At 37.8% G+C, this 25,670-nt stretch carries 21 protein-coding genes; 6 read left to right on the forward strand and 15 right to left on the reverse strand.

From position 1 onward, the window contains the following. The first annotated feature begins 9 nt into the window (after positions 1-9). The gene (locus tag CA2015_RS02685) at positions 10-1,032 is read left to right on the forward strand and encodes a hypothetical protein (protein ID WP_048640496.1); all 1,023 of its coding nucleotides are present in this window, start codon (positions 10-12) and stop codon (positions 1,030-1,032) included. A gap of 393 nt (positions 1,033-1,425) precedes the next feature. Here CA2015_RS02685 and CA2015_RS02690 read toward each other — a convergent pair whose 3' ends face one another. Beyond that, a complete protein-coding gene (locus CA2015_RS02690; protein WP_048640497.1) occupies positions 1,426-2,598 on the reverse strand; it encodes an IS4 family transposase in 1,173 nt (390 codons plus the stop codon). A 191-nt stretch (positions 2,599-2,789) separates the two neighbouring features. On the opposite strand from CA2015_RS02690, the gene CA2015_RS02695 reads away from it, so the two are divergent. After that, positions 2,790-3,284 carry a Dps family protein gene (locus CA2015_RS02695; RefSeq protein WP_048640498.1) on the forward strand — a complete coding sequence of 165 codons (495 nt, stop codon included), beginning with the start codon at positions 2,790-2,792 and terminating at the stop codon, positions 3,282-3,284. A gap of 147 nt (positions 3,285-3,431) precedes the next feature. Here CA2015_RS02695 and CA2015_RS02700 read toward each other — a convergent pair whose 3' ends face one another. The 7 genes from CA2015_RS02700 to alaS form a co-directional block, all read right to left on the reverse strand. Further along, positions 3,432-5,882, reverse strand: coding sequence for a leucine-rich repeat domain-containing protein (locus CA2015_RS02700; protein ID WP_048640499.1), 2,451 nt, complete (start codon positions 5,880-5,882; stop codon positions 3,432-3,434). Then, entirely contained in the window at positions 5,869-6,708 is an 840-nt protein-coding gene (locus CA2015_RS02705; protein ID WP_048640500.1) for a hypothetical protein, read from the reverse strand. The genes CA2015_RS02700 and CA2015_RS02705 overlap by 14 nt, the downstream gene beginning before the upstream one ends. Further along, positions 6,705-7,283: a hypothetical protein gene (locus CA2015_RS02710; protein WP_014018714.1), complete on the reverse strand. Its 579-nt coding sequence runs from the start codon at positions 7,281-7,283 to the stop codon at positions 6,705-6,707. Before CA2015_RS02710 ends, CA2015_RS02705 begins: the two co-directional genes overlap by 4 nt. Before the next feature lie 28 nt (positions 7,284-7,311). Further along, a complete protein-coding gene (locus tag CA2015_RS02715; RefSeq protein WP_048640501.1) occupies positions 7,312-7,779 on the reverse strand; it encodes a hypothetical protein in 468 nt (155 codons plus the stop codon). 361 nt (positions 7,780-8,140) lie between these two features. Further along, positions 8,141-9,259, reverse strand: a complete 1,119-nt coding sequence (locus CA2015_RS02720) for a TlpA disulfide reductase family protein (protein ID WP_048640502.1) — start codon at positions 9,257-9,259, stop codon at positions 8,141-8,143. A gap of 4 nt (positions 9,260-9,263) precedes the next feature. Next, positions 9,264-10,748, reverse strand: a complete 1,485-nt coding sequence (gene gatB, locus CA2015_RS02725; RefSeq protein ID WP_048640503.1) for an Asp-tRNA(Asn)/Glu-tRNA(Gln) amidotransferase subunit GatB — start codon at positions 10,746-10,748, stop codon at positions 9,264-9,266. 71 nt (positions 10,749-10,819) lie between these two features. Further along, on the reverse strand, positions 10,820-13,456 hold the full coding sequence (alaS, locus tag CA2015_RS02730) for an alanine--tRNA ligase (protein ID WP_048640504.1): 2,637 nt from the start codon (positions 13,454-13,456) through the stop codon (positions 10,820-10,822). Positions 13,457-13,611: 155 nt separating this feature from the next. Here alaS and CA2015_RS02735 point away from each other — a divergent pair, with 155 nt between their 5' ends. The 4 genes from CA2015_RS02735 to CA2015_RS02750 all read left to right on the forward strand — a co-directional run bounded on the left by CA2015_RS02735 (position 13,612) and on the right by CA2015_RS02750 (position 17,157). Beyond that, positions 13,612-14,589: a M23 family metallopeptidase gene (locus CA2015_RS02735; protein ID WP_048640505.1), complete on the forward strand. Its 978-nt coding sequence runs from the start codon at positions 13,612-13,614 to the stop codon at positions 14,587-14,589. 373 nt (positions 14,590-14,962) lie between these two features. After that, a complete protein-coding gene (locus CA2015_RS02740) occupies positions 14,963-15,316 on the forward strand; it encodes a MerR family transcriptional regulator (RefSeq protein WP_048640506.1) in 354 nt (117 codons plus the stop codon). Continuing rightward, on the forward strand, positions 15,297-16,424 hold the full coding sequence (dprA, locus tag CA2015_RS02745) for a DNA-processing protein DprA (RefSeq protein WP_048640507.1): 1,128 nt from the start codon (positions 15,297-15,299) through the stop codon (positions 16,422-16,424). Before CA2015_RS02740 ends, dprA begins: the two co-directional genes overlap by 20 nt. A 73-nt stretch (positions 16,425-16,497) precedes the next feature. After that, positions 16,498-17,157, forward strand: coding sequence for a hypothetical protein (locus CA2015_RS02750; RefSeq protein ID WP_048644318.1), 660 nt, complete (start codon positions 16,498-16,500; stop codon positions 17,155-17,157). Positions 17,158-17,225: 68 nt separating this feature from the next. Here CA2015_RS02750 and CA2015_RS02755 read toward each other — a convergent pair whose 3' ends face one another. The 7 genes from CA2015_RS02755 to CA2015_RS02790 all read right to left on the reverse strand — a co-directional run bounded on the left by CA2015_RS02755 (position 17,226) and on the right by CA2015_RS02790 (position 25,648). After that, positions 17,226-18,419, reverse strand: a complete 1,194-nt coding sequence (locus CA2015_RS02755) for a peptidoglycan DD-metalloendopeptidase family protein (protein WP_169786456.1) — start codon at positions 18,417-18,419, stop codon at positions 17,226-17,228. A 193-nt stretch (positions 18,420-18,612) separates the two neighbouring features. Then, positions 18,613-19,176 carry a type 1 glutamine amidotransferase domain-containing protein gene (locus tag CA2015_RS02760; protein WP_048640509.1) on the reverse strand — a complete coding sequence of 188 codons (564 nt, stop codon included), beginning with the start codon at positions 19,174-19,176 and terminating at the stop codon, positions 18,613-18,615. 412 nt (positions 19,177-19,588) lie between these two features. Next, complete coding sequence (gene dnaN, locus CA2015_RS02770) at positions 19,589-20,713, reverse strand: DNA polymerase III subunit beta (RefSeq protein ID WP_048640511.1); 1,125 nt, start codon at positions 20,711-20,713, stop codon at positions 19,589-19,591. Between the two features lie 234 nt (positions 20,714-20,947). Continuing rightward, on the reverse strand, positions 20,948-22,630 hold the full coding sequence (gldG, locus tag CA2015_RS02775) for a gliding motility-associated ABC transporter substrate-binding protein GldG (RefSeq protein WP_048640512.1): 1,683 nt from the start codon (positions 22,628-22,630) through the stop codon (positions 20,948-20,950). Further along, positions 22,623-23,345 carry a gliding motility-associated ABC transporter permease subunit GldF gene (gldF, locus tag CA2015_RS02780; RefSeq protein WP_048640513.1) on the reverse strand — a complete coding sequence of 241 codons (723 nt, stop codon included), beginning with the start codon at positions 23,343-23,345 and terminating at the stop codon, positions 22,623-22,625. The genes gldG and gldF overlap by 8 nt, the downstream gene beginning before the upstream one ends. Before the next feature lie 4 nt (positions 23,346-23,349). Continuing rightward, positions 23,350-24,258 carry a gliding motility-associated ABC transporter ATP-binding subunit GldA gene (gene gldA / locus CA2015_RS02785; protein WP_048640514.1) on the reverse strand — a complete coding sequence of 303 codons (909 nt, stop codon included), beginning with the start codon at positions 24,256-24,258 and terminating at the stop codon, positions 23,350-23,352. A 190-nt stretch (positions 24,259-24,448) separates the two neighbouring features. Further along, positions 24,449-25,648: a phosphoglycerate kinase gene (locus CA2015_RS02790; RefSeq protein WP_048640515.1), complete on the reverse strand. Its 1,200-nt coding sequence runs from the start codon at positions 25,646-25,648 to the stop codon at positions 24,449-24,451. Positions 25,649-25,670 lie beyond the last annotated feature (22 nt).

Here is a 25,670-nt window from a genome sequence, read left to right on the forward strand (position 1 = left end):
AGGTACAATATGGCTGTCATTAGCAAAAAAAAGATCGTTTACCCCATTAGTGAAAACCTAAGGAAATACCTTGTCAAATATGGCAGGGAGGTGGATATACCCATTCACTATAAAGAATTGCTCAGGTACACTAACTCGATTGCTCTTTATGATTATAAAGACAACGACACCTTATGGGAAACGGTTTTTTATGATGAATCTGACCGAAATGAGATTCATTATAAGGTAAAGAAAATATATGCCCTGCTAAAAGCTGATGGAGACATGACAGTCATGAAACACCTGTATGTGGACCGGATAGACCTGTGCACCTATGGCAATACACAACCCTTCCGGGTGAGGATTGTCAATCGAATCAATGATAATTTCGATTATTTTTACATCAAAAATGCAGATGCGTCAAGGGTCTATGGGCTGGGGTTGGAGCATCTATTGTCACCAAACAGAATAGGTTACCTCGTTTACAGGGACACCCTTATTGAAGAACATATCGCTGGTATACCGGGCGAACAATTTATGAAGCAACAGCTTCATGATCCTATGCTGAACCCTATCCGATTATCCAAAGAATTTGTAAAGTTCAATGAGCGATGTTTTGTTCGTTTATTGGGGGACATGCACTCTTCCAATTTTGTAATTGATGTAACCCCAGACTTTGAAGAAACACATTATAGGATTCGTTCAATAGATTTTGACCAGCAATCCTATGAAGGTAAGAAGTCCATTTACCTTCCTCAGTTTTTCAAACAAAACAACGCACTTATTCAACTAGGTATAAAGCATATTACTAAGGAATCCATGGCCCAATACCAAAAGGAAGAGCGTGCACTGATAGCAACAAGATTGACCAGTTCTCCTAAAGAAATTACGGATATTCTGAATAGTATGGAGAAAGATGTTCTTTCCAAAGATTCAAATATAGAATCCCTTAAAAATGAATTGGCCAGGCATTATAATAACCCGGCATTCCTTCGCTGCAAAAACATGGGTGCGATTTTGAGAATGAGTTTAAATCAACTGATCCACAAGTAATAGTAGCTACATATTTTTTTGATTAAAACACCACCTTTCTTAAGGTCTAGATTGAAATATATTGGTCTAAGATGTCCTATTGACTGACCATTACCTCAGTTAGGGTTTAAATGTGTCTTAACTTTTACGCACACATTACGAATAGCCCCCTTCTAATGGCGCTGAACTGATCTTCTTCAAGCTTGTAAGAAAGGGTAGCCGTAAGTTTAATTACATGACTGAAAGCCAAAAAAAGCAGGCTAGCTTAACTTACTCTGACAACATCTTCATAGGATCTGATTCTGGGTTAAAAGAACCTGCTATTTCTAAAAGATATTGCAATGCTGTCCTAAATAATTTTTGATTTATCATTTGGTCTGTATTTGGATAGCAATTAGGCATCTTTTAAGTAGCTTAAGAAAACAGAACCCCCTGTACTACATTCTGGGGTGGTTTGTCGGGTTCGATAAATGGACTATCAAGCCATTTTTGCAGTTCGATTTTAACAAAAATATTGAGCCGGATAAAGGCGACCAGATTGGATAGGTGCCACCCGAATTTTGCTGTTGCCTTCATGACTTTGAGTAGAAGGATGGTGATCAATGCCGTCCATATCTGGATCATTACCGCATTTTTGGAGGTCCCGATAAAGGTTTTGATATGCAATAGTTGTTTAATGTCCCGAAAAAACACTTCAATTTCCCATCTTGATTTGTAGAGGTCCCCAATGGTCTGCGCTGCCCAAGCAAAGTTATTGGTAATCAGTTCTATGGTCTGCCCGTTTTCCTCATCCCACACAGCCACTCTTCTAAGCCTTCCAAAATATTTGGCTTTGGACTGTGGGTTGGTCAGTTCGATTTCTTCGTCTTTGAGCACATGCTGGGCGGTTGTTGTGGGAAGTTCCCGTTCTTTGATGGAACTGAAAGCAAGGTTGCCTTTGTGTCTGATCACGAAGAACACCCCCTTGCTGTCCCAGACGTTGAGCATAGGGAAGTCATTGTAATACCGGTCTGCGACGATCACCGACCCTTTTTCCAGGGGGATGTTGTAAGCTCCCTTATTGTCACCGACACTCCCTTCGGTAATATTCACGTAAACAGGGAGTTTACCGTCATATTCCAGCAGCGTATGCATCTTTACAGCTCCCTTTTTGGTACGGAAAGTAGCCCAATCAAACACCGAAAGGCAAAGGCTAATCACTGTGGCGTCCAGCAAATAAACAGGAACCTTGATCCTGAGTTTGGACCTCTTGACAGATGCCTGCTGTCCTAAACTTCCCAACAGTGAATAGTAAAGGTCCCTGAAAAGATCCGAATCCCTTCGTTTGTTTTGATAGCTGATACTTGATTTGGATGGAGCTTTGGTAATGCCAAGATGGTTAAGGTTCCCAGTGGCAGACCGAAGCCCATTGGAAATATCCCTTACCGATGTGCTTTTGGCAAAATGGCAGAACAACATCGAAACCAGATGCGTCCAGCTGTCAAATCCCTTGCAACCCTTATCTGTTTGCTTTTCTTTTACCAATTTCTTGAAAATTGAACGGTCAATCTTTTTAATAATCTGTGAAAACAATGTAATATTACACATGAGAGGTTCTTGTTTTTTGGTGCAAACCCAAAATAACTATTTTGGGCAAAAAATGGGACCTCTCATTTTTTATTTAGGACGCTATTGAAGATATTGATATTTACCTGCTCAAACTACATAGATTGGCATAGTTTATGGACATCTATTGACCAATAACATTGAATTTTAATTTAAAGTAAAAATTGGATATTATGAGCACTAAATCAGAAAAAAGAGTTTTTAAGAAACTAGGATACAATAAGGATGAATCCGAGAAAATAGTGGCTTCATTGAATCAACTTTTAGCCAATTATCATGTACACTATCAAAAATTAAGAAATTTTCACTGGAATGTAACTGGAGGTGATTTCTTTGATCTTCACGAGAAATTTGAAGAATTATACACAGAATCATTTGCAAACATTGACCTTATCGCGGAGCGTATAAGGGTGTTTGGAATGACACCATACAGTTTAATGAAAGACTATCTTCAAAAGGCTGATATCAAAGAAGTTGGGACAGACCTAAGTTCAAGAGAAATGGTCAATGAGGTACTCAATGATTTCCAGATTTTAGTAGATAACATGAACGATTGTGCGATAAAAGTTGCCGACTTGGGTGACAGTGCCACTGAGGACATGTTGATTGCCTTTATAAAAAGTGTAGAACTTCATCACTGGATGCTGACCTCCTTTATGAAAGAATAAAAAAAAATCCCCGAATTAATCGGGGATTTTTTTTGCCTATTTTTTTATTAATTTCAAAACATGGATTGTACAGCCATCTTGGATCAATCAGGGACATCTTTATAGAATACCGGAAAGGTCTTTTGACCTATTTTGATCAATTCGGTTTTAATAGAACCTTACCTCACAATTGGGTAATTCAGCTTGAAATTTCTCAACATTTCTAGTGCTCAACCTGGTATTAAAACAAACCAGCTTTTCTAAATTCAAGAGATGAGTTATTTGCTTAAGGCTTTTAACACTTGTACTTGCAATATCCAGAGACCTCAAATCATAAAGCATTTCCAAGCCTTTGAGATTTGAGATATTCGTACCTGCCAAATTCAAATGCTTAAGTCTTGTTAGGTCACTTAAATATTCCAATTCGCTTACAGCCGTATTTGAAACATCAAGCGTTTCCAACATGGATAAAGGAGAAATAACTGACAAATCCCTGAATGGTGATTCAGTAACTTGAAGCACTTCAAGTTTTTCCAATCTGGCAATTGCTGATGGATCCTGAAGAGGTACATTTTTGATGCGTAATTCTTTTAAATTAAAGAAAACTAGAAGTGGTTCTAAATTTAAAATATTGTCGCCAGCGATTTCCAACTTGGAACGTGAAGTAGCTTGGTGCAATGCCCAACCATCTGGATTTTCTTTTAGCTTATAATACCGAGAAAACAAGCTCTTCCAATCCTGACTCAGGTTTTCCCACCAAGACAATAATGCCTCCGTTCTAAATATCACATTGGTCTGCGGCAATAAACTAGCAAGTTCTTGTACATCCCATTCAGGCACCTTTGTGTTGTCAAGATTAATAAAATCCAATGAAGGTAGATTTTTCAGTGGTTCAACTGATTCTATATTGGTTCCTTGGAAAGAAAGGCCTTTCAGACCTGTAAGTTCCTGTAGTGCTTTTAGGTTGGTTACAGCGCTGTAATCTCCACGAATATGCAACAAATTCTTCATCTCAGCCAACGGTGAAAGATCTTCTACCATTGTGTTTTCGAAAGACAAATAGGTGATGCTTTTAAATTTAAGCGCTGGTCTTAGGTTCACTACCTTACTATTGTCTAGGTTCAGTGAATCCATATTTACCAAAGTAGAAAGTGCTTCAATGGTAGGGTTACCTTTACCTAATGCTGGCAATTCTTCTACAAAAACCTGATTCCATCCATCAGGTAATGTTTGCCACCAAGTTTGAAGGTTTTCTACATTATGAATTAATAAAATACCTCTATTGCTTCTTACAAATATTTCAGCAGCATTTTCAGAAATACTTGTCCTGTCAGCATATATCCTTTTTATAGATTTTGATCCATTTATAGGGTCAAGCTGACTGACTTCTGTTCCGTTGATATTTACCCTCCACAGAGAAGGTAAAGATGCCAAAGGAGACAAGTCAAGAATATTGGTCTCTTCGAGATTAATCTCTTCCAATTGTTTTAACTCAGATAAAAAACCAAAATTGATCAAGTAGTTACCCTGAATATCGAGTTTTTTAAGTTTAGTTAAGTTTTTTAAATTTTCAATATTGTTGAAACCACTTTCTTCCAAGTCAAGGACTTCAAGCTGACTAAAGTTCTCCAATACGCCGAAACCTCTGAGAGGTGCTTTGGCTGCTTTAAAGGTTCGAAGATTCTTTAAACTCGTTAGTTCATCAATATTTGTCACTTTGGTTCCTGAAATATTTAGGAAATTAAGCTTGTCTGAATACTTAATGAATTGAATATCCTCAGTTGGGGTATAAGAAATATCCAAGTAGGAAAGAAAGGTAATATTACTAATCGGACTAAGTTCTTTGATCTGAGTACGGCTAATATCAACATATTTCAAATCCCTAAATACATGAATAGGGTCTATGTCTACCAACAATTTATTGCCTGAAAGGTCGAGTGTATCCAATGCAGAGATTTTATACAACATATCGAGTTGTACAGAATCCTCTGTTATGTCAAACTTCTCTCTCAATAATGTTTCCCATTCGAGCGAGAGTGTACTCCACCATTCCAATAGCTCTTCGTCCCTACTTAATTTTGTCGTATAAATACTGGCAATTTTAAGTTCATTGGAATTTCTGTCCAAGTTGATCTCAACGAAACGGAGCTTGGTGTTTTCTATCTTTTCATTCTCTAGCCCAAGGCCTGTTAATGTTCTATCGAGAGAGATCTCGAAAAACAGATCTCCATTGTCATTTTCTTTAGGTTTTACCTCTTTGATTTTAAATTCAAAGGCGGCATCCTTAAAGAAGAACTCAATGTCTTTTAAATAGGAAACGACACTTTTGTTGGTGATAACTTGCCTATCCAAAAGCAGATCGTCTTCAATCTGAACATTTTCATCTCTAAAGATTTTCTTATAACTTTCTCTTATAATTACATCTTTATCCCTGGCAGAGGTTTCGCCACTGCCTACGGTATTCAAAAAATATTGTAAGAAACGAACTTGATCTTCTGCCTGCTGGCTAAAATCTTTGATCTCCTGTTTGGTATATCCCCCGATATCCTGAGCCAGAATGGTTGGGGCATAACAAAAAAATAGAATCAGGAGAAATGCATTTACTTTAATCCCTGTCATAGATGTAGTTCAATATAATTTCTTTGTCACCTTCCTCCAACTTCATTAAATTGGCAATCAACCAACCTGTATTAAATCCGGGTCTATTGAATTGGCCCAATTCAAAATACCATTTATCTATTTGAAAAAAGTGGAATTTAGTATCTTTCACTGTTTCAAATTTCAATCTTTTGTTTTTTATTTCGAAAAGAAATAAAGTTAGGTAATCAGGTTGAAAACCATCCGGTGTATAAGACTCCGGTTTCGGATTATCTACGATAGCTTTCCTTAGGTTCATAAAACCCAATTCATGACTTAAAGGGTGAAGAAATTTTTTCTCGTCGCCTTTGGGTTTATCAAATACTGCTGTAAATGGAGGGAAGTTTACATTATCAATGACCCACTCGTAACCCAATCCTTGCGGCTGTAACTTCAAAAACAGTACCACATCTTGTCTTTTACCATTATAAGTAAAAACAGTATTGAGTTCTGCGAACCAATCACCTCCATGAAAGTTGATGTATTGCGGGTAAACTTCGGATGTCACATGACCTATAAACTCTCTTTTAAGGTCGTTGCTTATCCCAGAGGTTTCGTTATCGAAGAGGATATTAATAAAAGATTTCCTAAGGGCTAGATCATGGTATTTATCATCCCCAGGGTAATATCTTACATCTCCTTCTTTGCTTTCCTCTGCATTAAATCTTCTGAAAAATTGGTTGACTTGTTTGGTGGCGGCAGCAAACCTGCCATCATCAATAATCCGGCCGGAGCTATTAAATGTTTGCCCCGGCGCGGAAATATTTGATAAGATTATGGTAATTAACGTAACAAATACTATTCTCATGCTGATGTTTCAGTCACTCTCACATCTCCCAACAACACATCCCAGAATTCAATGGTTCTACCAGAAATTTGGGTTTGTTTTTTCTCCACGTAGATTGTAATATCTTTCTTTGTGGTATCTCTATAGTTCAATCCTGCTTCTTGTGAAGTTCCTTCAAACCTTTGATAGATGGTAATTACACCTACATATCTGCCATCAGGTTGTCTTTCAAGATCAGAGATATAATGAATATCATACCAGCTGATGTTCACCCTATCATAATTCAAGGCCATCAATCTTTCGAAATACCTTCTGATTTTGTAATAGGCAACTTCATTGGTATTGACTGATGATACACCCATTTCAGCATCAGGAGCAAAAAGCTCTTCAGCTCTATCCATTACTCTAGTAGCTTCAGAAAACTGTGTTTCTTTACTTCCGATGATGCTGATGTATTTACTTAAATCTTTAACTTTCTCTAAGGCAAGGGAATCAATGGCTTGCTTTCTTTGAGGACTGATGCTTTCATCCTGAGCGAAAACAGAAATGCTTGTAGCCAGGAAAAAGATAAGCAGGGATGGAATATATTTTTTCATAATAACTTACTTTCTATAGTTTTTTAAATTATCTTCTTCTTAATTCTAATTCGGTAACTTTTCCGGATCCATCCATTCTGATATCGCTGATAAAGTTCAGATTTTTCTTGGTGTCTTTAAGATAGTTAAGGTACCTTTCGATGGTTGTTGGTTCATCGTAATCTTTTCTTCCAGATTCTTCATGAATTACAATTAAAACTGGTGTGTTTTGGTTAGAAAACATTCCCAACGCTTCTCTTATTGTGTTATTGGCACTTTGTACATTAGAAGCATTCGCAACTGCATTGAAGTAATTTTCCAATTTACCAACAGCAACTTCTTCAGCAGAAGGTTGAGGGGCTGGTTTTGGTTGAGGGGCTGGCTCTTCTACTGGCACTGGTGCTGGTGGAGCCTCGACCACTTTTTTCTTGCTCTTACAAGCTCCCATAGCTAACAAAACAAATAGCATAACAGTCAATGACCGTGTCAAGGGAAATTTTAGGTTCCTTTTTTTCATAAGAATTGAATGGTTTTTAGTTAAGTGTAAAGACCTTATCCGAGGTTGAAATTAATATTACATCATCTCATAACCCCTAAGCTTTTACGTTGTTGTAGATGATTGTTTTAAGTGTTTTTTAAAAATAATTAGATTTTTTTAATCTGCACAATTTAAGCAATGAACGGCACTAAAGTTGATTTGTATTTAAATTAGTTAAAATTAACGATCTCGATTATTTCAATTAAACCTTCTCAATTATAGGTAATATTTTTTTAAAACGCACAATTGTTGGGAAATTGACCGCATAATCATATAAAATGCTAATATATCATTATATATCGAATTTTAAGAAAGTTTTTTTTAACGGTAATTTCTCTATTTAATCGAATATTTCAGCAAGCTTTCTTTCCAAAGATTTGCCTCTTAAATCCTTTGCCATGATATTTCCTTCAGGATCTACCATGTAAGTAGCTGGTATGGCATTGATCTGATACTTGGCTGCGGCCTCTGAATTAAAATACTTGAGATCAGAAACCTGGGTCCAGGTCAAACCGTCCTCAGCTATGGCTTTTGTCCACATGTCTCGGGTTCTATCTAGAGAAACACCATATACCTCAAAGCCATGGTCTTTGTATTTATTATAAAGTCTTACCACATTTGGATTTTCATCCCTACAAGGTTTACACCATCCTGCCCAAAAATCTATCATCACATATTTCCCTCTCAAATCAGAAAGGTTTACCACCTTTCCCTCAGGATTAGGAAGTGAAATTTCAGGAGCTGGCTGCCCTACAGAAAGCGCTCTCATTTCATTTAGTTCCTGCTTCCAGGTACTGATTAATTTCATTTCTGGATATTTGTCTCCCAAAGCAAGCACAACGCTGTCTATAAAATTAAAATCTGTTCCAGGGTCCAACATTCCTATTCCTGCCAAGGCAGCAAAACTTCCTTTAGACTCCTGAATAACAGACTTCACTTTGTCGGCATGGTTTATTCCCATATCAGTATACTGCTCACGAATTTCCTGAACTTTATCCTGATTTTTCTCAGACATGGCTTCGTAAAAAGCGGAATTCATAGCGTTCGTTTCTTCCTGATATTTGAGGGCTAACTCATCTATTTCAAAAAGCAACTGACTGTCCTTTGAACCAGAAACATCAAGTTTTTCCGTTTCGAAATTATATTTAACTTTAACATCTTCATCAAATAAAGCCAAACGGATTGTTCTTTCTCCAAATAAATCCAAATCATAAAAATTTGGCTGATCTACGTTGATCTCATAATCAAAAGAACCTCCTTTGCCTATGACAATTGTGTCAAGGACTGAAATCTTGTCTACATCGTACTTGGATAAGATCACATCTCCCTCAGGTACATTTTCCAATTTACCAGAGATGGTCACTTTTCCATCAAAGACTTCTTTCTTTTCTTCTCCACATGCGGCAAGCAAAATGCCCGCCAATCCTACTGAAAATATACTTTTGGTTAAGAATCTCATAAAATTAATTATCCAATAACTCTGTTAAAATTTTATTAGCAACTTTTGGGTCTGCCTTACCTTGGGACTTTTTCATAACTTGCCCCATAAACATACCCATAAGTCCTTTTTTACCAGACTTGTATTCTTGTACTTTAGCCGCGTTTTGAATCAATACCTCTTGTATCACGGACTTAATAGAATCCTCATCACTGTCCTGAATTAAATTCAATTCTTGAGCGATCTCAAGTGGTGTTTTCTCAGGATTACTGATTAACTGAGGGTATAATTTTTGGGTAGCCACTGTAAAGCTTACTTTCCCATCATCAATCAAGGCTATTAATGCAGCGATTTGTGATTCCTTTAAAGGGAAGTCCTCAATCTTCAACGTCAATTCATTCAAATAAGATTTAATTGGGCCCATCATCCAGTTGGATGCCGCTTTAAAATTATTTGTATGGCTACATAAGGATTCAAACCATAGGGCTATTTCCTTTTGGTCGGTTAACACGCCAGCATCGTATTCAGGAAGTCCGTAAGTATTAACGAATTTATCAAACAATTCACGTGGAAGAACCGGAAGTTCGGCTTTAATGGAAGACAACCATTCTTCAGAGATCACCACAGGGCTCAAATCAGGCTCAGGAAAGTACCTATAATCATTAAGGTCTTCCTTAGTCCTCATACTTGCCGTTAATCCGGTCGTCGCATCAAATGTTCTTGTTTCTGAAATGATCTCCTCTCCTTTTTCAAGTAGCCCTATTTGCCTGTTATATTCATGCTCAATGGCCCTTGCAACGTTTCTAAAGGAGTTCATGTTTTTCACTTCCACCTTTTTCCCCAACTCGGTTTCACCATTAAGTCTAACAGACACATTGGCGTCACATCTTAAAGAACCTTCTTCCATGTTTCCATCACAAACATCAAGATAGACAACCAATTTCTTTATTTCTGACAAAAGGTTATAAGCTTCTTCAGAAGAGCGCATGTCAGGTTCTGTAACAATCTCGATCAATGGCACACCAGCCCTATTGAAGTCTACAAGTGTATCCACCTCCCCAGCAAGGTGCATGGATTTACCTGCATCTTCTTCCATATGGATTCTGGTTAATGCTACATTTTTTTTCTCCCCACTACTTAAAGTAATAGGAACAAAGCCACCTACACAAATAGGATTTTTATCCTGTGTCAGTTGATATCCTTTTGGCAAATCTGGGTAAAAATAATTCTTACGGGCAAATACATTCCTCCTTGTAATGGAAGAATTACAAGCCAGTCCCATTTTCACAGCATACTCCACTGCTTTTCTATTTACTTTTGGCAAGGTGCCAGGATGACCCAATGTAATCACCGATATATTGGTGTTAGGCATTTTCCCATAGCTATTGGCATCAGAGGTGTACATCTTACTTTTAGTAAGCAATTGTGCGTGGACTTCCAATCCTATCACCATCTCGTACTTATCTTTGAGGTTTTCTGCCATTAAGGTAGTGGACTTCTCTTCAATCATCTTTAAATTATTACAGTTATCGTTCCAAATTGTCCAGAATTAGTCTTAGACAAAAATTGAAATACGCTAAATTATTTCAAGGCTTGTTCAAGCAATATTTCAGCTTTTTCTAAAGCCACAGGCAGTCCTGAGGAATCTTTACCTCCTGCTGTCGCATAAAAAGGCTGACCTCCGCCTCCACCTTTGATCTCCCTGGCTAACTCTTTTACCATTTTACCAGCATGGAGACCTTTCTCTTTTACAAGCAAATCGCTTACCACAATTGCTAATTGTGGTTTACCATTTATATCTGCTGCTAATACTGCCACCAGGTTATCAATTTCATTTTTCAATTCAAAAGAAAGCTTTTTGAGGGCCTCAGCATTAGGCAATTTAATCAATCCTAATATTAAGTGGTAACCGTTGAAGGATTTTACCTCACTTTTTAACATTTCTTTAATTTCTTCGGTGGCTTTTAGGTTCAAAGTCTCAATTTCTTTCCTTAAAGCAGCTCTTTCAGTCATTAATCCTTCAATTGCACCAACGAGATCTCTAGGATGTTTGAGTGTTTCCTGAACATTTTCCAATAATTCAAACTGCCGTCTGACATACTCCTGAGCTCCCGAAGCTGTTACCGCCTCTATTCTCCGAACACCTGCTGAGATAGAACTTTCAGAAATAATTTTGAACATTCCTATTTCCCCTGTGGCATTGACGTGCGTTCCTCCACACAATTCCACACTATAGCTAGGGTCAAAAGTAATCACCCGAACTTGCTCTCCGTACTTCTCCCCAAAAAGAGCTGTTGCTCCCATTGCTTTAGCCATATCTATTGGGACATTTCTTTTCTCATCCAGTGAGATATTTTCCCTGATTTTGGCATTTACGATGTCTTCTACCTGAAGAATTTCCTCTGCTGTCAATTTTGCGAAATGAGAGAAATCAAATCTTAATATTTTCTCATTAACCAAGGATCCTTTTTGTTGCACATGCGTTCCCAGTACCTGCTTCAAAGCGGACTGTAAAAGGTGAGTGGCTGTATGATTACTTTTAATCAAACCACGCTTTTTGGCATCTACGAGGCAGGTAAAATCTGCCTCAGGATTTTCAGGCAATGCCTCCACCCAATGAACAATTAGGTCATTCTCTTTTGTGGTATCAACGACCACAATGCTTTCTTCATCGTTCGAAAGGATTCCAGTATCACCTACCTGCCCGCCACTTTCGGCGTAAAAAGGTGTTTGAGTCAAGACCAACTGGAATCTATCTTTACTTTTATCTTTAATTTTCCTGTATTTAATGATTTGAGCAGTTGCATTTAAAGCATCATAGCCTATGAATACTGAACTCTCTTCCTCATTGACTGTAATCCAGTCACCTGTTTCAAGTTTGGAGGCTGACCTAGACCTGTCTTTTTGCGCTTTCATGGCCAATGTAAAGCCATTTTCGTCTACGCTAAGCCCATTCTCTCTTGCGATTAGAGAAGTAAGGTCTAAAGGAAAACCATAGGTATCATACAATTCAAAAGCAACTTCACCAGGTATGGTGTTTTCATTTTTGCTTTCAAGAGATTTCTGAATGCTCTCAAGGTTCTTCAATCCTTTATCCAAAGTCCTCAAAAAGGCCAACTCCTCTTCCTGAATCACTTTTACAATAAAGTCTTCCTGCATTTTTACTTCTGGGAAAAACTCACCGAATTTCTCTGACAATACCGGTACCAATTGGTATAAGAATGGTGTTTTGAGATCCAAAAAGGTGTATCCATAACGAACCGCTCTTCTAAGTATTCGCCTAATGACATAGCCAGCCTTATTATTGGAAGGCAATTGCCCATCGGCAATGGTAAATGAAATAGCCCTGATATGATCAACAATTACACGAAATGCTATATCGGTTTTTTCCGCTGCTCCATATTTGTAACCAGATATACTTTCCATTTTAGCAATAAATGGCTCAAATAGATCCGTATCATAATTGGAAGACTTCTGTTGGATTACCCTAACCAGCCTTTCCAATCCCAATCCAGTATCTACATGCTTTGCAGGTAGTTCTTTTAAATGGCCATCTGCAAACCGGTTGTATTGCATAAAAACCAAATTCCATATTTCTATTACTTGAGGATGGTCCTCATTGACCAATTCTCTACCTGGGATTTTTTGGATTTCCTCAAGAGAACGCATATCGAAATGTATCTCAGAGCAGGGCCCACATGGTCCTGTTTCGCCCATTTCCCAGAAATTGTCTTTTTTTGAACAAAAAAGAATACTTTCTTTATCTACCAACTCTGTCCAATAATCAAAAGCTTCTGTATCTTTATCTAATTGATCCTCTTTATCGCCACCAAAAACAGTGATGTACAATCTATCTTTTGGCAATTGATAAACTTCCGTAAGTAACTCCCATGCCCAGTTGATCGCTTCCTTTTTAAAATAATCTCCAAACGACCAATTGCCCATCATTTCAAACATGGTATGATGGTAGGTGTCCACACCTACTTCTTCCAAGTCATTGTGCTTCCCTGAAACTCTTAGGCACTTTTGACTGTTAGTAACCCGAATATGATCCGGGGTTTCATTACCTAAAAAATAATCCTTAAATTGGTTCATTCCAGCATTGGTAAACATCAATGTGGGATCATTTTTCACAACTATTGGTGCAGATGGAACAAACTGATGCGCTTTAGATTGAAAAAAATCAATGAAATGGCTTCTTATTTGTTTGGAATTCATGTTTATTTACCTTAGAATGAATTACTTGGAATATTTAAAGTTTTTGAATTATCTTTGTAACCAAACTCCCAACTATCTACTTCCCTACAAAGTAGCTTAATCTCCTGGGTTTTTTCGGATTACAAAATTAGAAGTTTTAACGTACTATTTGTTAAATGAGTAGAATAAAATATTATTACGATCCCAAAACCTGTAAATACGAAAGGTATGTTAAGAGCAAATGGGATGTAACATTGAATGTTTTAGGATTTCTATCCCTTTCTTCAATTCTGGCAGTCGGTATACTTATTGTTTTCCACTATTATTTTGACAGTCCAAAAGAATTGATCTTGAAAAGAGAAAACAGGGAGCTTAACCTCTATTATGAACTTCTTGAGAAGGAAGTAGCTCAACTGAACACCATGATGGCGGATCTTCAGGAAAGAGATGACAACCTTTATCGTGTTATTTTCGAATCCGAGCCCATTCCGAGTTCAGTCAGAAATGCCGGCTATGGTGGCTCTGATAGATTTAAAGACATAAAAGAAAAAGGTCTCAACCAAGGCAAAATGATTATATCTGTTGCCAATAAAGTAGAAACCCTTAAAAAACAACTTTTTATTCAGTGGGAATCCTACAATGAATTGTCTGAAACAGCACTTAACAAAGAGGAATATTGGGCTTCCATCCCTGCCATTCAACCTATACACAATGAAGAATTAAAAAGGCTTGCTTCTGGTTACGGCATTCGATTACACCCTATTCTTAAGGTGAAAAAAATGCATACGGGAATTGATTTCTCAGCCCCTAAAGGTACGCCTATCTATTCTACAGGTGATGGTGTGGTAGAAAGTGTCAGGACGGAGTTTGGAGGCTATGGAAAATCTATACAAATAGACCATGGATTTGGCTTTAAAACAAGGTATGCACATATGAATGATTTCAATGTCAAGACTGGAGACAAAGTTAAAAGGGGGGATAAGATAGGTACTGTAGGTAACACAGGTTCATCCACAGCTCCCCACGTACATTATGAAGTGCACAAAGATGGTAAATATGTAAATCCGGTCAATTACTTCTTTAAAGATCTAGAACCTACCGAATTTGATAAAATTTTGGAACTGGCTTCAAGAGAAAATCAATCCCTTTCTTAAGCGAAATTTAAACCCGAATTATGTAATTGAATTTCTCCGTCCTGACAATAGTCAGGGGTGAAGCCTGTCCCGTGTTTACGGGAAGTGTTGCAATCGCAAGAAAATCAGACTGTTTGGAGATTTTAGCATAGCACCGCTATGGTGAAATTGAAAAAAGCAACGAAGTGGCTGATTTTAAAGCGATTTCAGCACGTAATAGAATGTCTATTGCATATTTCGGGTTAAAAATAACAAAAGCCCTTTCCTCTATAATTGCAGGAAAGGGCTTTTTATTGCATAAAGTCCAATTTGATCGGTTTTATCAATTAATAGCAACATTTGCTTTCTATATAAGGGATAATTTTTATATTTTTGATTAAAAAATACCTGAAAATTGCCATACAAAGAAAAAGATATCGAAAAAAAGTATTATTCCATCGGGGAAGTAGCTGAAAAATTTAAGGTGGCCACTTCACTAATTAGGTATTGGGAAGGAGAATTCGATATCATTAAGCCCAAAAAAGACAAAAAAGGAAACCGTAGATTTACCATAGACGATATTGAGAAGATTCGGTTAATTTTTCATTTGGTGAAAGAGAAAGGTTATACGCTCACAGGTGCCCAAGAAATTATCAAAAGGGACATGCATAAGGTCCAGGATAAAGCAGCAATGATCCAAAGACTACATGAAATCAGAGGTTTTTTGACAGAAATCAAAAATAATCTGAATGATCAAGCAGCCAAATAATGAACTCCTATACAAAGTAGGATTAGGCCTGATCCCTAAGCTAGGACCTAATATCTACAAAAAAATCATCAGAAACTGCGGTTCCGCAGAAGCTTTTTTTAATATGCCCCGAGGTAAACTGGAAAGGATTCAGGGAGTTGGGCCAAAGTTACTTGCTTACAGAAATCAAAAAGCAAAGTACCTATCTGAAGCAGAAGCGCTGATCGATACAGCAGTCCAACATAAAATTCAAATTCATTGTTTTATGGAGGAGAATTACCCAACTCGATTAAAATCACTTCCAGACGGCCCACCGGTACTTTATAGCAAGGGGGAATTAACCCTCAACCCCAAAAGAACTATCGGGATAGTAGGCACAAGGAAGGCCACAGATTATGGTAAAAACATCACCCAACAAATAATAGAGGAGTTGTCAAGGTTCCAACCTACAATTATCAGTGGTTTGGCTTATGGAATTGATGTAGAAGCGCATAGGGCAGCTATTTCCAGAGAACTGCCTACCATAGGTGTTTTGGGCTCCGACCTAAACACCATCTACCCCTCCACCCATAAAAAAACAGCTGAACAAATGATGGAAAACGGTGGCTTACTTAGTGAGTATAAGCTTGGTACTGAGATGAACCCCGGTAATTTCCCGCAAAGAAATCGCATTATTGCAGGAATGTCGGATGCCCTTGTAGTGGTCGAAGCTGCAAAAAAAGGAGGTGCTTTAATTACAGCAGAGATCGCATATAGCTATAACCGTGAAGTATTTGCGGTCCCTGGGAACCTGCAGTCAAAATTCAGCGAAGGGTGTAATGACCTGATTAGAAACATGAAAGCCGGTATTTATATGAACTCCAGAGAAATTGTTGATTCTCTATCATGGGACATGGATGCCACGCAGTCTTCAACCAAGCAAGTTTTACCCGACCTATCTTTACTCGATCCACTTGAGGCCAAAATCATGGAAAGAATATTTGACAAAAAGGAAGTAGAAGTAAATTGGCTTAGTCACGATTTAAAATTACCTATCAGCACTCTTGCTGTCAAATTGCTCAACTTGGAATTTCTTGGCTTTATCAAGGCTTATCCAGGGAAAAAGTACCAATGGCTTCAGAAAAATTAATAAAAAGAATGCCCTATTACAGTAGATGGTGTTTTTTGATTATATTAGAATAAACCGACCAAAACTTAAAAAAATGAAAAAGACCCTATCCCCAATATTGTTCTCTTTGCTTATACTCCTAAGTTGTGAAACTGAAAAAAAAGCAGCAATTAATGATCTACCTATGCAAATCGCGCATGCTTATGGCTTCGACCAATTGGATGATGTCCAATCCATCTCCTACACTTGGAATGTAAGGAGAGACAGTGCAACAGTAATGGTTAGGGATTGGGAGTGGGATCTTGTTAAAGGTGAAGTCTCTTATTCCGATGCTGACACTAGTGCCACTTATCTTCTTTCTGAAAAAACGGATCAAATCAAAGACATTGACCATAAATTCATCAATGACAAGTATTGGCTATTGTATCCATTTCAATTGGCTTGGGACAAAGGGTTCACAACTGAAATAACGGAAGACCAAACCTCGCCAATCAATAGCACTCCTACCACTAAACTCACTGTACTTTACAATAATGAAGATGGTTATACTCCGGGTGATGCCTATGATGTTTATGTAGACGAAAATAAAATCATCAAAGAATGGGTTTTCAGAAAAGGAAATGCCGCGGAAGGTAGGGCATTTACTTGGGAGAATGAAAAAGATTTCGGTGGAATCAAAATAGCCCTTGATCACCGAATGCAAAATGGAGAAAAGATCATTTGGTTTACAAATGTTGAAGTAGTAAAGAAATAGCGCATCTCCATTGATTAATATTAAACTCAGAGGCCTGAAATAGCGGAGAAAATACAGGTAATTTTAAATTACCTTGCTAGCAACCATATTTCAGGCCCAGTTTTTAACCTGACATGCAACATGTTATTAAAGTAACCTAGTACTTCTGCATTGCCCACAAAATAGGTGGATGGAAGTGAAACTGATCTATTCCAACTATCGAATACCAAGTCAGAAGATTTCACTTCAATTTCCCCGAGGTTATTTTCAGAAAGGTTGAGAATTGATTTATGGCCATAACCAATGGTATGATCTGGCAACTTAATTCTAAACCAATCCCCACTTTTACCTAAAACATCAAATAAGGTTTCATTGGGATAACTAGAAATAACCTTAGAACTAAGGTTTGGTGAGGCACGTAAATTCCCGCTCTTAGCTAAAAACACACCTTGTTCTTTCAATAACACACTGTCAGAAGCTACAATTGGAATACTTTTTTCTAGAGACTGTAAGAAAGGTAAAGGATTTTTCGCACCTCTTCCTCGCGAGTAAACTCCAAAGTGCAAATGTGGAGAGGTGGTTCTGGCGTTGCCTGTATTTCCCACAGTACCCAAAGTATCTCCCAGTTTAACTCTTTGCCCGGCCTGAACAAACTGACTATCAAGGTGAGCATAATAATAATTATAGCGTCCAGTATTAAGCCAGACCACATTTCCTCCAAGTCGGTTTTGGCCTGCTTTACTCACCCTTCCCCTTGCTACTGCTAATACTGGTGTTCCTCTTTTGGCAAATACATCTACACCTTCATGTCGCCTTGACCCGCCAGCTCTGGCATCTCCCCAAAAACTAGCAATTTGACCTGAATGCATTTCCGAAATCGGAAAAGTAATGGAACCGGAGACATCAATATTTACAACAACCATTCCTCCTTCTAGCAACTCAGGCTGCACTCTGAGAAGATGCTCACCATCTTCCTTTACGGTATAAGCCAAACTTCGGTGATCATTAGAAAAATAAATTTGAGTATAACCATTACTCGTCTTCCTGAACACATCTAGGAAGTATATGGATGTGGTATCACTGAGCATTTGGGCATTGATATTTACCTGACTACCTTCTTCTACTTTGTACTGCCAAAATAAAGCCTCAGCTTTCCCAGGATCAAAATAGGTCATCTCAGAATGAGGGATTTCTTGAGTGCTTAATTTAAAATCAATAGGTACTTTACCATTTTTAATCCAAGTCTTGGCCAATGAATAATCTTGCAGACCAGCCTTATCCAAAGCTTTTACATAGGATTCATATGGATTCTGATTATTGAAAAGTTTCTCAGTATGACAAGAACTGAGGCTGAAAATAAAAAGTGTGAAACAAAAGATTTTAAAAATTCTCACATCCTCAAAATAACAAAAAGTCAATAACAAGTTGGAAGATAAGTTCCAACTTGTTATTGACTTTATTATGATAAATAATGAATTAAAGTGTTTTTTGACCTTCATGCTTACCTTCCCTTATTTCTTCAATTATTTTCTTATTGAAAGCCTCAAGATCTTCAGGGGATCTGGAAGTAACCAATGCTTGATCGCAAACACATTCTTGATCGTACCATTCTGCACCTGCATTGATTAGGTCTTGTTTAATCGACGGAAAAGAAGTCATTTTTCTTCCAGCCAATGCACCTGTCTCTATCAACACCTGTGGTCCATGACAAATTGAAGCGACTGGTTTACCTTTAGCAAAAAAATCCTTAATAAACTGAACAGCTTCCTTATTCCTGCGTAATTTGTCTGGATTAATTACTCCACCAGGAATTAAAACGGTGTGGTATTCATCCGAATTGGCTTCATCAACTGTTTTATCTACTTTAAAATCACTTCCCCAGTCACCATCATTCCAGGATTTGACGCTCCCTGAATTTGGAGAAATCACTTCCACTGTAGCGCCTTGATCTTCCAAAGCTTTTTTAGGAGAGGTAAACTCTACTTCTTCAAATCCATTCTCTGTAATTAAAGCTATTTTTTTACCTGATAAGTTACTCATAATAATAGTTGGTTTAATTTTACACTAAATTTTAATGAAAAAGTTCAAATTCCATGCTAAACTCCACAAAGTGGAAAAAATTTTACTTATGAGTATTGACCAAGAATTCGAAATTAAACCCGGATTATGGAATAGGGTTCGTAATAGCCTGTCCCGTGTTTACGGGAAGTGTTGCAATCGCAAAAAAATCAGACTGTTTGGAGATTTTAGCATAGCACCGCTATGGTGAAATTGAAAACAGCAACGAAGTGGCTGATTTTAAAGCCATTTCAGCACGTAATAGAATGTCTATTGCATATTTCGGGTTAAAGTTTATTGCTTGGAAATCCCCCTATTTTGTAGTGAATAAAAAAAATGGCAAAAAAAAAGCCCGGTTAAAACCGGGCTTACTATAACTTTAACGATGAAATTCTTATACGTAATTGCTTAGCATCACTGGCATAACCAGCATCAGAATATCTTCGTTCTCATTTAAATCTGAAGGAAGAATCAAACCCGCTCTGTTTGGTGCACTAAACTTCAATGTCACCTCTTTAGCTGAAATATTGTTTAGCATTTCTACCAAAAATTTAGCATTGAATCCGATTTCGATGTCTTCACCTTCGTGTTCACATGACAATCTTTCATTGGCCTCGTTTGAGAAGTCCAAATCTTCAGCTGATATCTGTAATTCACTACCTGTAAGCTTCAATCTAACCTGGTGTGTGGTTTTATTGGCGTAGATAGCAATCCTCTTTAGGGAGCCTAAAAACTCCTGTCTGTTGATCACCATATCGTTGTTATTGTCCGCAGGAATTACATTTTCATAATCTGGGAAACGCTCATCGATTAACCTACAGATCATCTTGATATTATTGAACTTAAAGTAGGCGTTACTGGTGTTAAATTCAACACTTACTGGTACATTTTCAGTAGGTAGTGTTGATTTCAATAGGTTGAGAGCTTTCCTTGGCACGATAATGCTTGTAGCTTCAGGGGAGGCTATATCCACTCTTCTATATCGAATCAATCGATGTCCGTCAGTGGCAACAAATGTAGTATTGGTGCTACTTAGATTGATAAACACCCCTGTCATAGCAGGTCTTAACTCATCATTACTTGTAGCAAAAATGGTATTAGCAATCGCACTACTCAAAACATCGGTTGACATTTCTACTGTAGAGGCATTGGTAACACTAGGAATTCGAGGAAAGTCCGTTGCATTTTCTCCTGCCAATTTATAACGTCCATTGTCGGAACTGATTTCCACACTATAGGTTTCCTTGTCAATACTAAAGGTTACTGGTTGTTCAGGAAGGTTTTTAAGTGTTTCGATCAATATTTTTGCAGGGACTGCAATATTGCCGTCTTCTTTTGCCTCCACCTCAATTTCTGTCATCATGGATGTTTGCAAATCAGAAGCTGTAACCGTAAGCTTGCTGTCCAATATTTCAAAAAGAAAGTTCTCTAAGATAGGCACAACAGGATTGGTTGTTACCACCCCATTTATTGCGGAGAGATGCTTCAAAAGTGAGGAAGAAGAAACAATAAATTTCATATGTATGGTTTTTTTAATTCAGTCACATTAAAAATTATCGTAGAATCCACGATACAATTCCGTAAAGCCAAATTTAGCGTTTTTAGTCATTGCTTTTAAGCAAATGAGACACAAATTTTAATTTCGATGGATTTAACAGGGTAAAGTTATAAATAAAATTACAAATGCCCTCATTAGGTTTTGATTTGATAGGATAAAATTAATTTGATTTTCCAATAATGGTTTTTATTCTTTTCATTTAGCGTATTTCCTTTTCCTGAAAACCTGTCTAATCCAGCCTATAAGCACAACTACCAACACAGGAATCACAATGTTGATTAACTGCCACATGGATTTCTGCTGTTTAATTTTAACTTTATTTAATGGTCTAATCTCAAAACTTTTGGTCTTACTAGCGATTATGCCTGTTGGGGCCACCATATAATTAACTGTGTTTTGTAAAAAAGTTCTGTTTGCAGTGTTACTTTCGGAAAAGGGATTGACACCTAGTGGAAGCGGTTGTTCTTCCTGGGGCTGTATCCAACTTTTTATCACATCTGCATCTCCGGAAACAAGAATTCTCCCTCCTTTGCTTTCTGGTAAAAACTTATTTTTATCAAATTCTTCCGGTACAAAACGATTTTTGAAGAATGAAGTGAATTGTCCTTCTAGTAAATATGCCAATGGAAGACTTCCACTATTGAAGGATTTGACATCAGGTTCGTTTGCCATGTCTACAAAAGCTACACGAACAGGAGCGCTTTGCCTTTTGCTATAATTGCTGGAGAAAATCAAAGGAGTCTTTTTTACAAGTTCTGCTTTTACAGTATCAATCGTACTCACGAAACGAAACTGAACCTCATCCAAGCCTTTGGTAATAGGGTGACTTGCCATTTTTCCTGCCTGCACATAAAATGGCCAAGGAAGTGGTACAATTTGAGGCTGGTTGCCAAACTCACCTGAAACCACCGGGAAATAACCGAAATTCAAATCCTGAACAAGATCTTTATTTATGCGCACACCATAGCGGAACAATAGATCATCCAGACCGGTATCAAAAGGCATTGCCACTGTTCCCTTACCTCCTGCTTCTTCCATGTTTACCGCCATCTGATCAAGCATAAACAAAATATTACCTCCGTACATTAAAAATTGATCGAGCAGGTACTTTTCCCTCTCCCCATAAGCAGACTTGGGACCTGCCACAATCAACACCTCAAATGTCAGTAAATCCTCCACACTTTTGGCTTGGTCAAAAGGAACTTTATATACCTCAAAATCTTCATTTAGCGCTTCCACCATTCCATACCCCTCATCCTCAGCCATTTCACCTTGACCAATAACTATTCCAATGGCACGCTTGTCTCTAGTGTACAAACGTTTAATCGCTTGGCTGATTTCGAATTCAAGGTTTTCAATAGAGAGATTAAGTGTTTCTTCAGGCCCCATTCCAAGTTCCCCTTTCAGCAATAGCACACCCGTTTCTTTAGATGCAGAACGAAGAACAATCCCCGGAAATATAAGTTGAGTAGACTGGGTGCCATTTTGGTTGCTATGCAAATTGGTAGGGTTAATTCCATAATCTGAAATTTTTAAAATATAGGCCTCACTTTTCTCAGCGACCATTTGCAATGGATCCAAATAGTTGATTGTTATATCTTCTCTACTATAAGAGCGAAAAGTCTTCAATGTCTGCTCTATATTTCTCTGGAAGCGTTTCATCCCAGGAGGAAGATCATCCCCAACCAATAAAATATCTATTTCCAATGGTCCGTCCATCTCCTCCAGTACGTCCAGAGTAGCCTGCCCTATACTGTATTTACCCTCCTCAGTCATGTCCAACCTGAAAGACCACCATCTTTCCAGATTAGCAACTGAAAACCATATCAGCACCAAAGCGATTGCCCCATACAAAAGGGACTTGTAATTTCTATTCATCCCTATTGATCAAAACCCAAGAACACACCAAAAAGGTAAGTATCATTCCCAAAAAGTAATAAATATTTTCGGAGACAATAACACCTCGCCCCATTTGTTCATAATGAAAATCGGTACCCAATCCTTCCAACAAAACAGCCAAATCACCTGAAGTAAGCGATGCCATCGCTCCTATCCCACCATACAACAAGAAGGAAATGAACACTGCTATTACGAAAGAAACGATCTGATTGGAAGTAATGCAGGAACTAAAAAGCCCAACAGATGCAAATAGTGCGCCTACCAAAAACAAACCAATATAGGCACCAAAGAACCCCGCACTGTCAATATTCCCTATAGTATCTCCAAGTTGGACGATACTGAAATAATAAATCAATGTTGGGATTAAAGAGAAAAATAAAAGCGCCAAGGCAGCAAAGTATTTGGCGATAACTATCTGAGAACTGTTTAATGGGGAAGTTTTAAGCAACTCCCAAGTACCCGTTTTTCTTTCCTCAGCAACCATCCTCATGGTAATGGCTGGCAGTAAGAAAATGAAAACAAAGGGGGTATAACTAAACAAAGGTTCAAGATCTGCATAACCATATTCCAGCACACTTGTACCTGGAAACACCCACACTATCAAACCCAAGGAAATTAAAAATACAGAGGTAATCAGGTAGGCTGAAAGGTTACTAAAAAAAGCATTGACTTCCTTTATAAACAGGCTCCACATCTCTCTAACTTTTGGTTAAGCTATAAAAGACAGATTCCAAGTTTATTTCTTCCTGGCTAATACTCACCAAGTTCAGGTTATGTTTTTGTATCATCTCGAAAAGCTCAATTCTTAATTTCTTAGGATCCTTGCAAGTTAGGGCTAGCAAGCCTGGCCTTTTTCTATCCAGGGCACTAAAAGAAAGCCCTGTTAACCAATTGTCCTTTATGGTTTCCTCTGTTTCCAGTAAAACTATGGATTTTCCAGTACTGGCTTTCAGGTTTTGAAGTGAATCTTGCGCCACCAGTTTGCCTTTGTTGATAATGACTACCTTATCACATAGGATTTCAACCTCCTGCATGATATGGGTACTTAAAATAAGCGTTTTGTTTTTGCTAATTTCTTTAATTAGATGCCTGATTTCCACCAATTGGTTGGGATCCAAACCGGTAGTTGGCTCATCTAAAATAATTATTTCAGGATCATGTACCAGACTCTTTGCCAAGCCAACCCTTTGTTTGTAACCTTTAGACAAGTTACCTATTCTCTTGTGCCGCTCTTGGCTAAGCCCACACTGCTCCATCACAATCTTCACCCTTTCATTGCGAACATTTCTCTTCATCTGATAAAGTCCACCTATAAAGGATAAAAATTCGGGGATATACATTTCCTCATACAAAGGATTGTGTTCAGGCAAATACCCTATCAATTTGCTAATAATTCGGGAATGCTTTTTTACCGAAATGCCGTTGACCAAAGCTTCACCGGAGTCAGCCTGAAGAAAACCTGTAATGATTTTCATAGTGGTAGACTTACCAGCACCATTTGGTCCTAAAAAACCCAACACCTGTCCAGGATTCGCTTGAAAACTGACATTATCGAGAACCAACTGGCCCCCATAACTTTTTGAAAGTTGTTGAATTTCTATGGACATAATTCAAATGCTAATCAAACCTGGCAAAGGCATTAACACTTTTAATAAGGAGCTATTGTTTATAATTCTAACGGTATTTCTCCCTTATTCTTATAAAAGGAACGCTCAAATAAAAGATAAAATTATAACCGAACTATGCAGTAGCCATCTTTAATTAACAGGAATTCAATTGCATAGTTCGGATTAAAACTTAGGGTTCTAAAGCTTTTACTCCTGGCAACACTTTACCTTCCATCAATTCAAGCAAGGCACCACCACCAGTAGATACGAAAGACACTTTTTCACCATAGCCAAACTTATTAACAGCTGCAGCGGAATCACCACCGCCAATAAGCGTAAAGGATCCATTTTCAGTAGCCGCAACAACTGCTTCGGCAATTGCCTTTGTACCTTTTTCAAAGCTACTCATTTCAAAAACTCCCATTGGGCCATTCCAAAGAATAGTCTTAGAGTCTTTAATGATGTTGGCAAATTTAGCTTGTGTTTCAGGCCCAATATCTAATCCCATCCAACCGTCAGGAATTTGTCCTTTTTTAGCTGTACTTTGCTCAGCGTCATTGGCAAAGTCAGTAGATATAACAGTGTCATCCGGCAAGATTAGATTTACATTTTTTTGCTTGGCTTTTTCTAAAAGCTCCAGCGCAAGGGGCATTTTATCTTCTTCCAATAAAGAATCTCCAATGGTTCCTCCCTGGGCTTTAGCAAAAGTATAAGACATACCTCCACCAATGATTAAATTGTCAACCTTGTCAAGTAATTTATCGATAAGTAGGATCTTGTCCGAAATCTTAGCTCCACCCATGATGGCAGTGAAAGGTCTTTCAGGTTCTCCTAATACTTTTTCGGCGTTTTCTAATTCTGCCTGCATTAAATAACCTGCCACTTTATCGTTAAAAAACTCAGCTACAATCGCTGTAGAAGCATGGGCCCTATGGGCAGTTCCAAATGCATCATTCACATAAATATCACCAAGACTGGCCAATTTACCTGCAAAATCCTTGTCTCCTTTTTCTTCTTCTTTATGGAAACGTAAGTTTTCCAAAAGCAAAACCTCTCCAGCATTCAGGCTAGTGGCTAATTGAGTAGCCTCATTACCAATGCAGTCCTTAGCAAATTTTACAGACAAGCCTAGTTCCTTATTCAACTCGGTAACGATATGTCTTAAAGAAAATTTATCTTCTGGTCCGGATTTTGGCCTTCCAAGATGGGACATTAAAATAACCGATCCACCATCTTTAAGGATTTTCTTGATCGTTGGCAAAGCTGCAGCTATTCTAGTGTTGTCTGTGACGGTATATTGATCATCAAGAGGAACATTAAAATCCACTCTTACAAGTGCTTTTTTACCACTAAAATCAACATTATCAACTGTTTTAATTCGATTGTTCATGCGTTATAGGTTTAATATTATC

Origin of the sequence: Cyclobacterium amurskyense (genome assembly GCF_001050135.1) — a bacterium.
Taxonomy (GTDB): Bacteria; Bacteroidota; Bacteroidia; order Cytophagales; family Cyclobacteriaceae; genus Cyclobacterium; species Cyclobacterium amurskyense.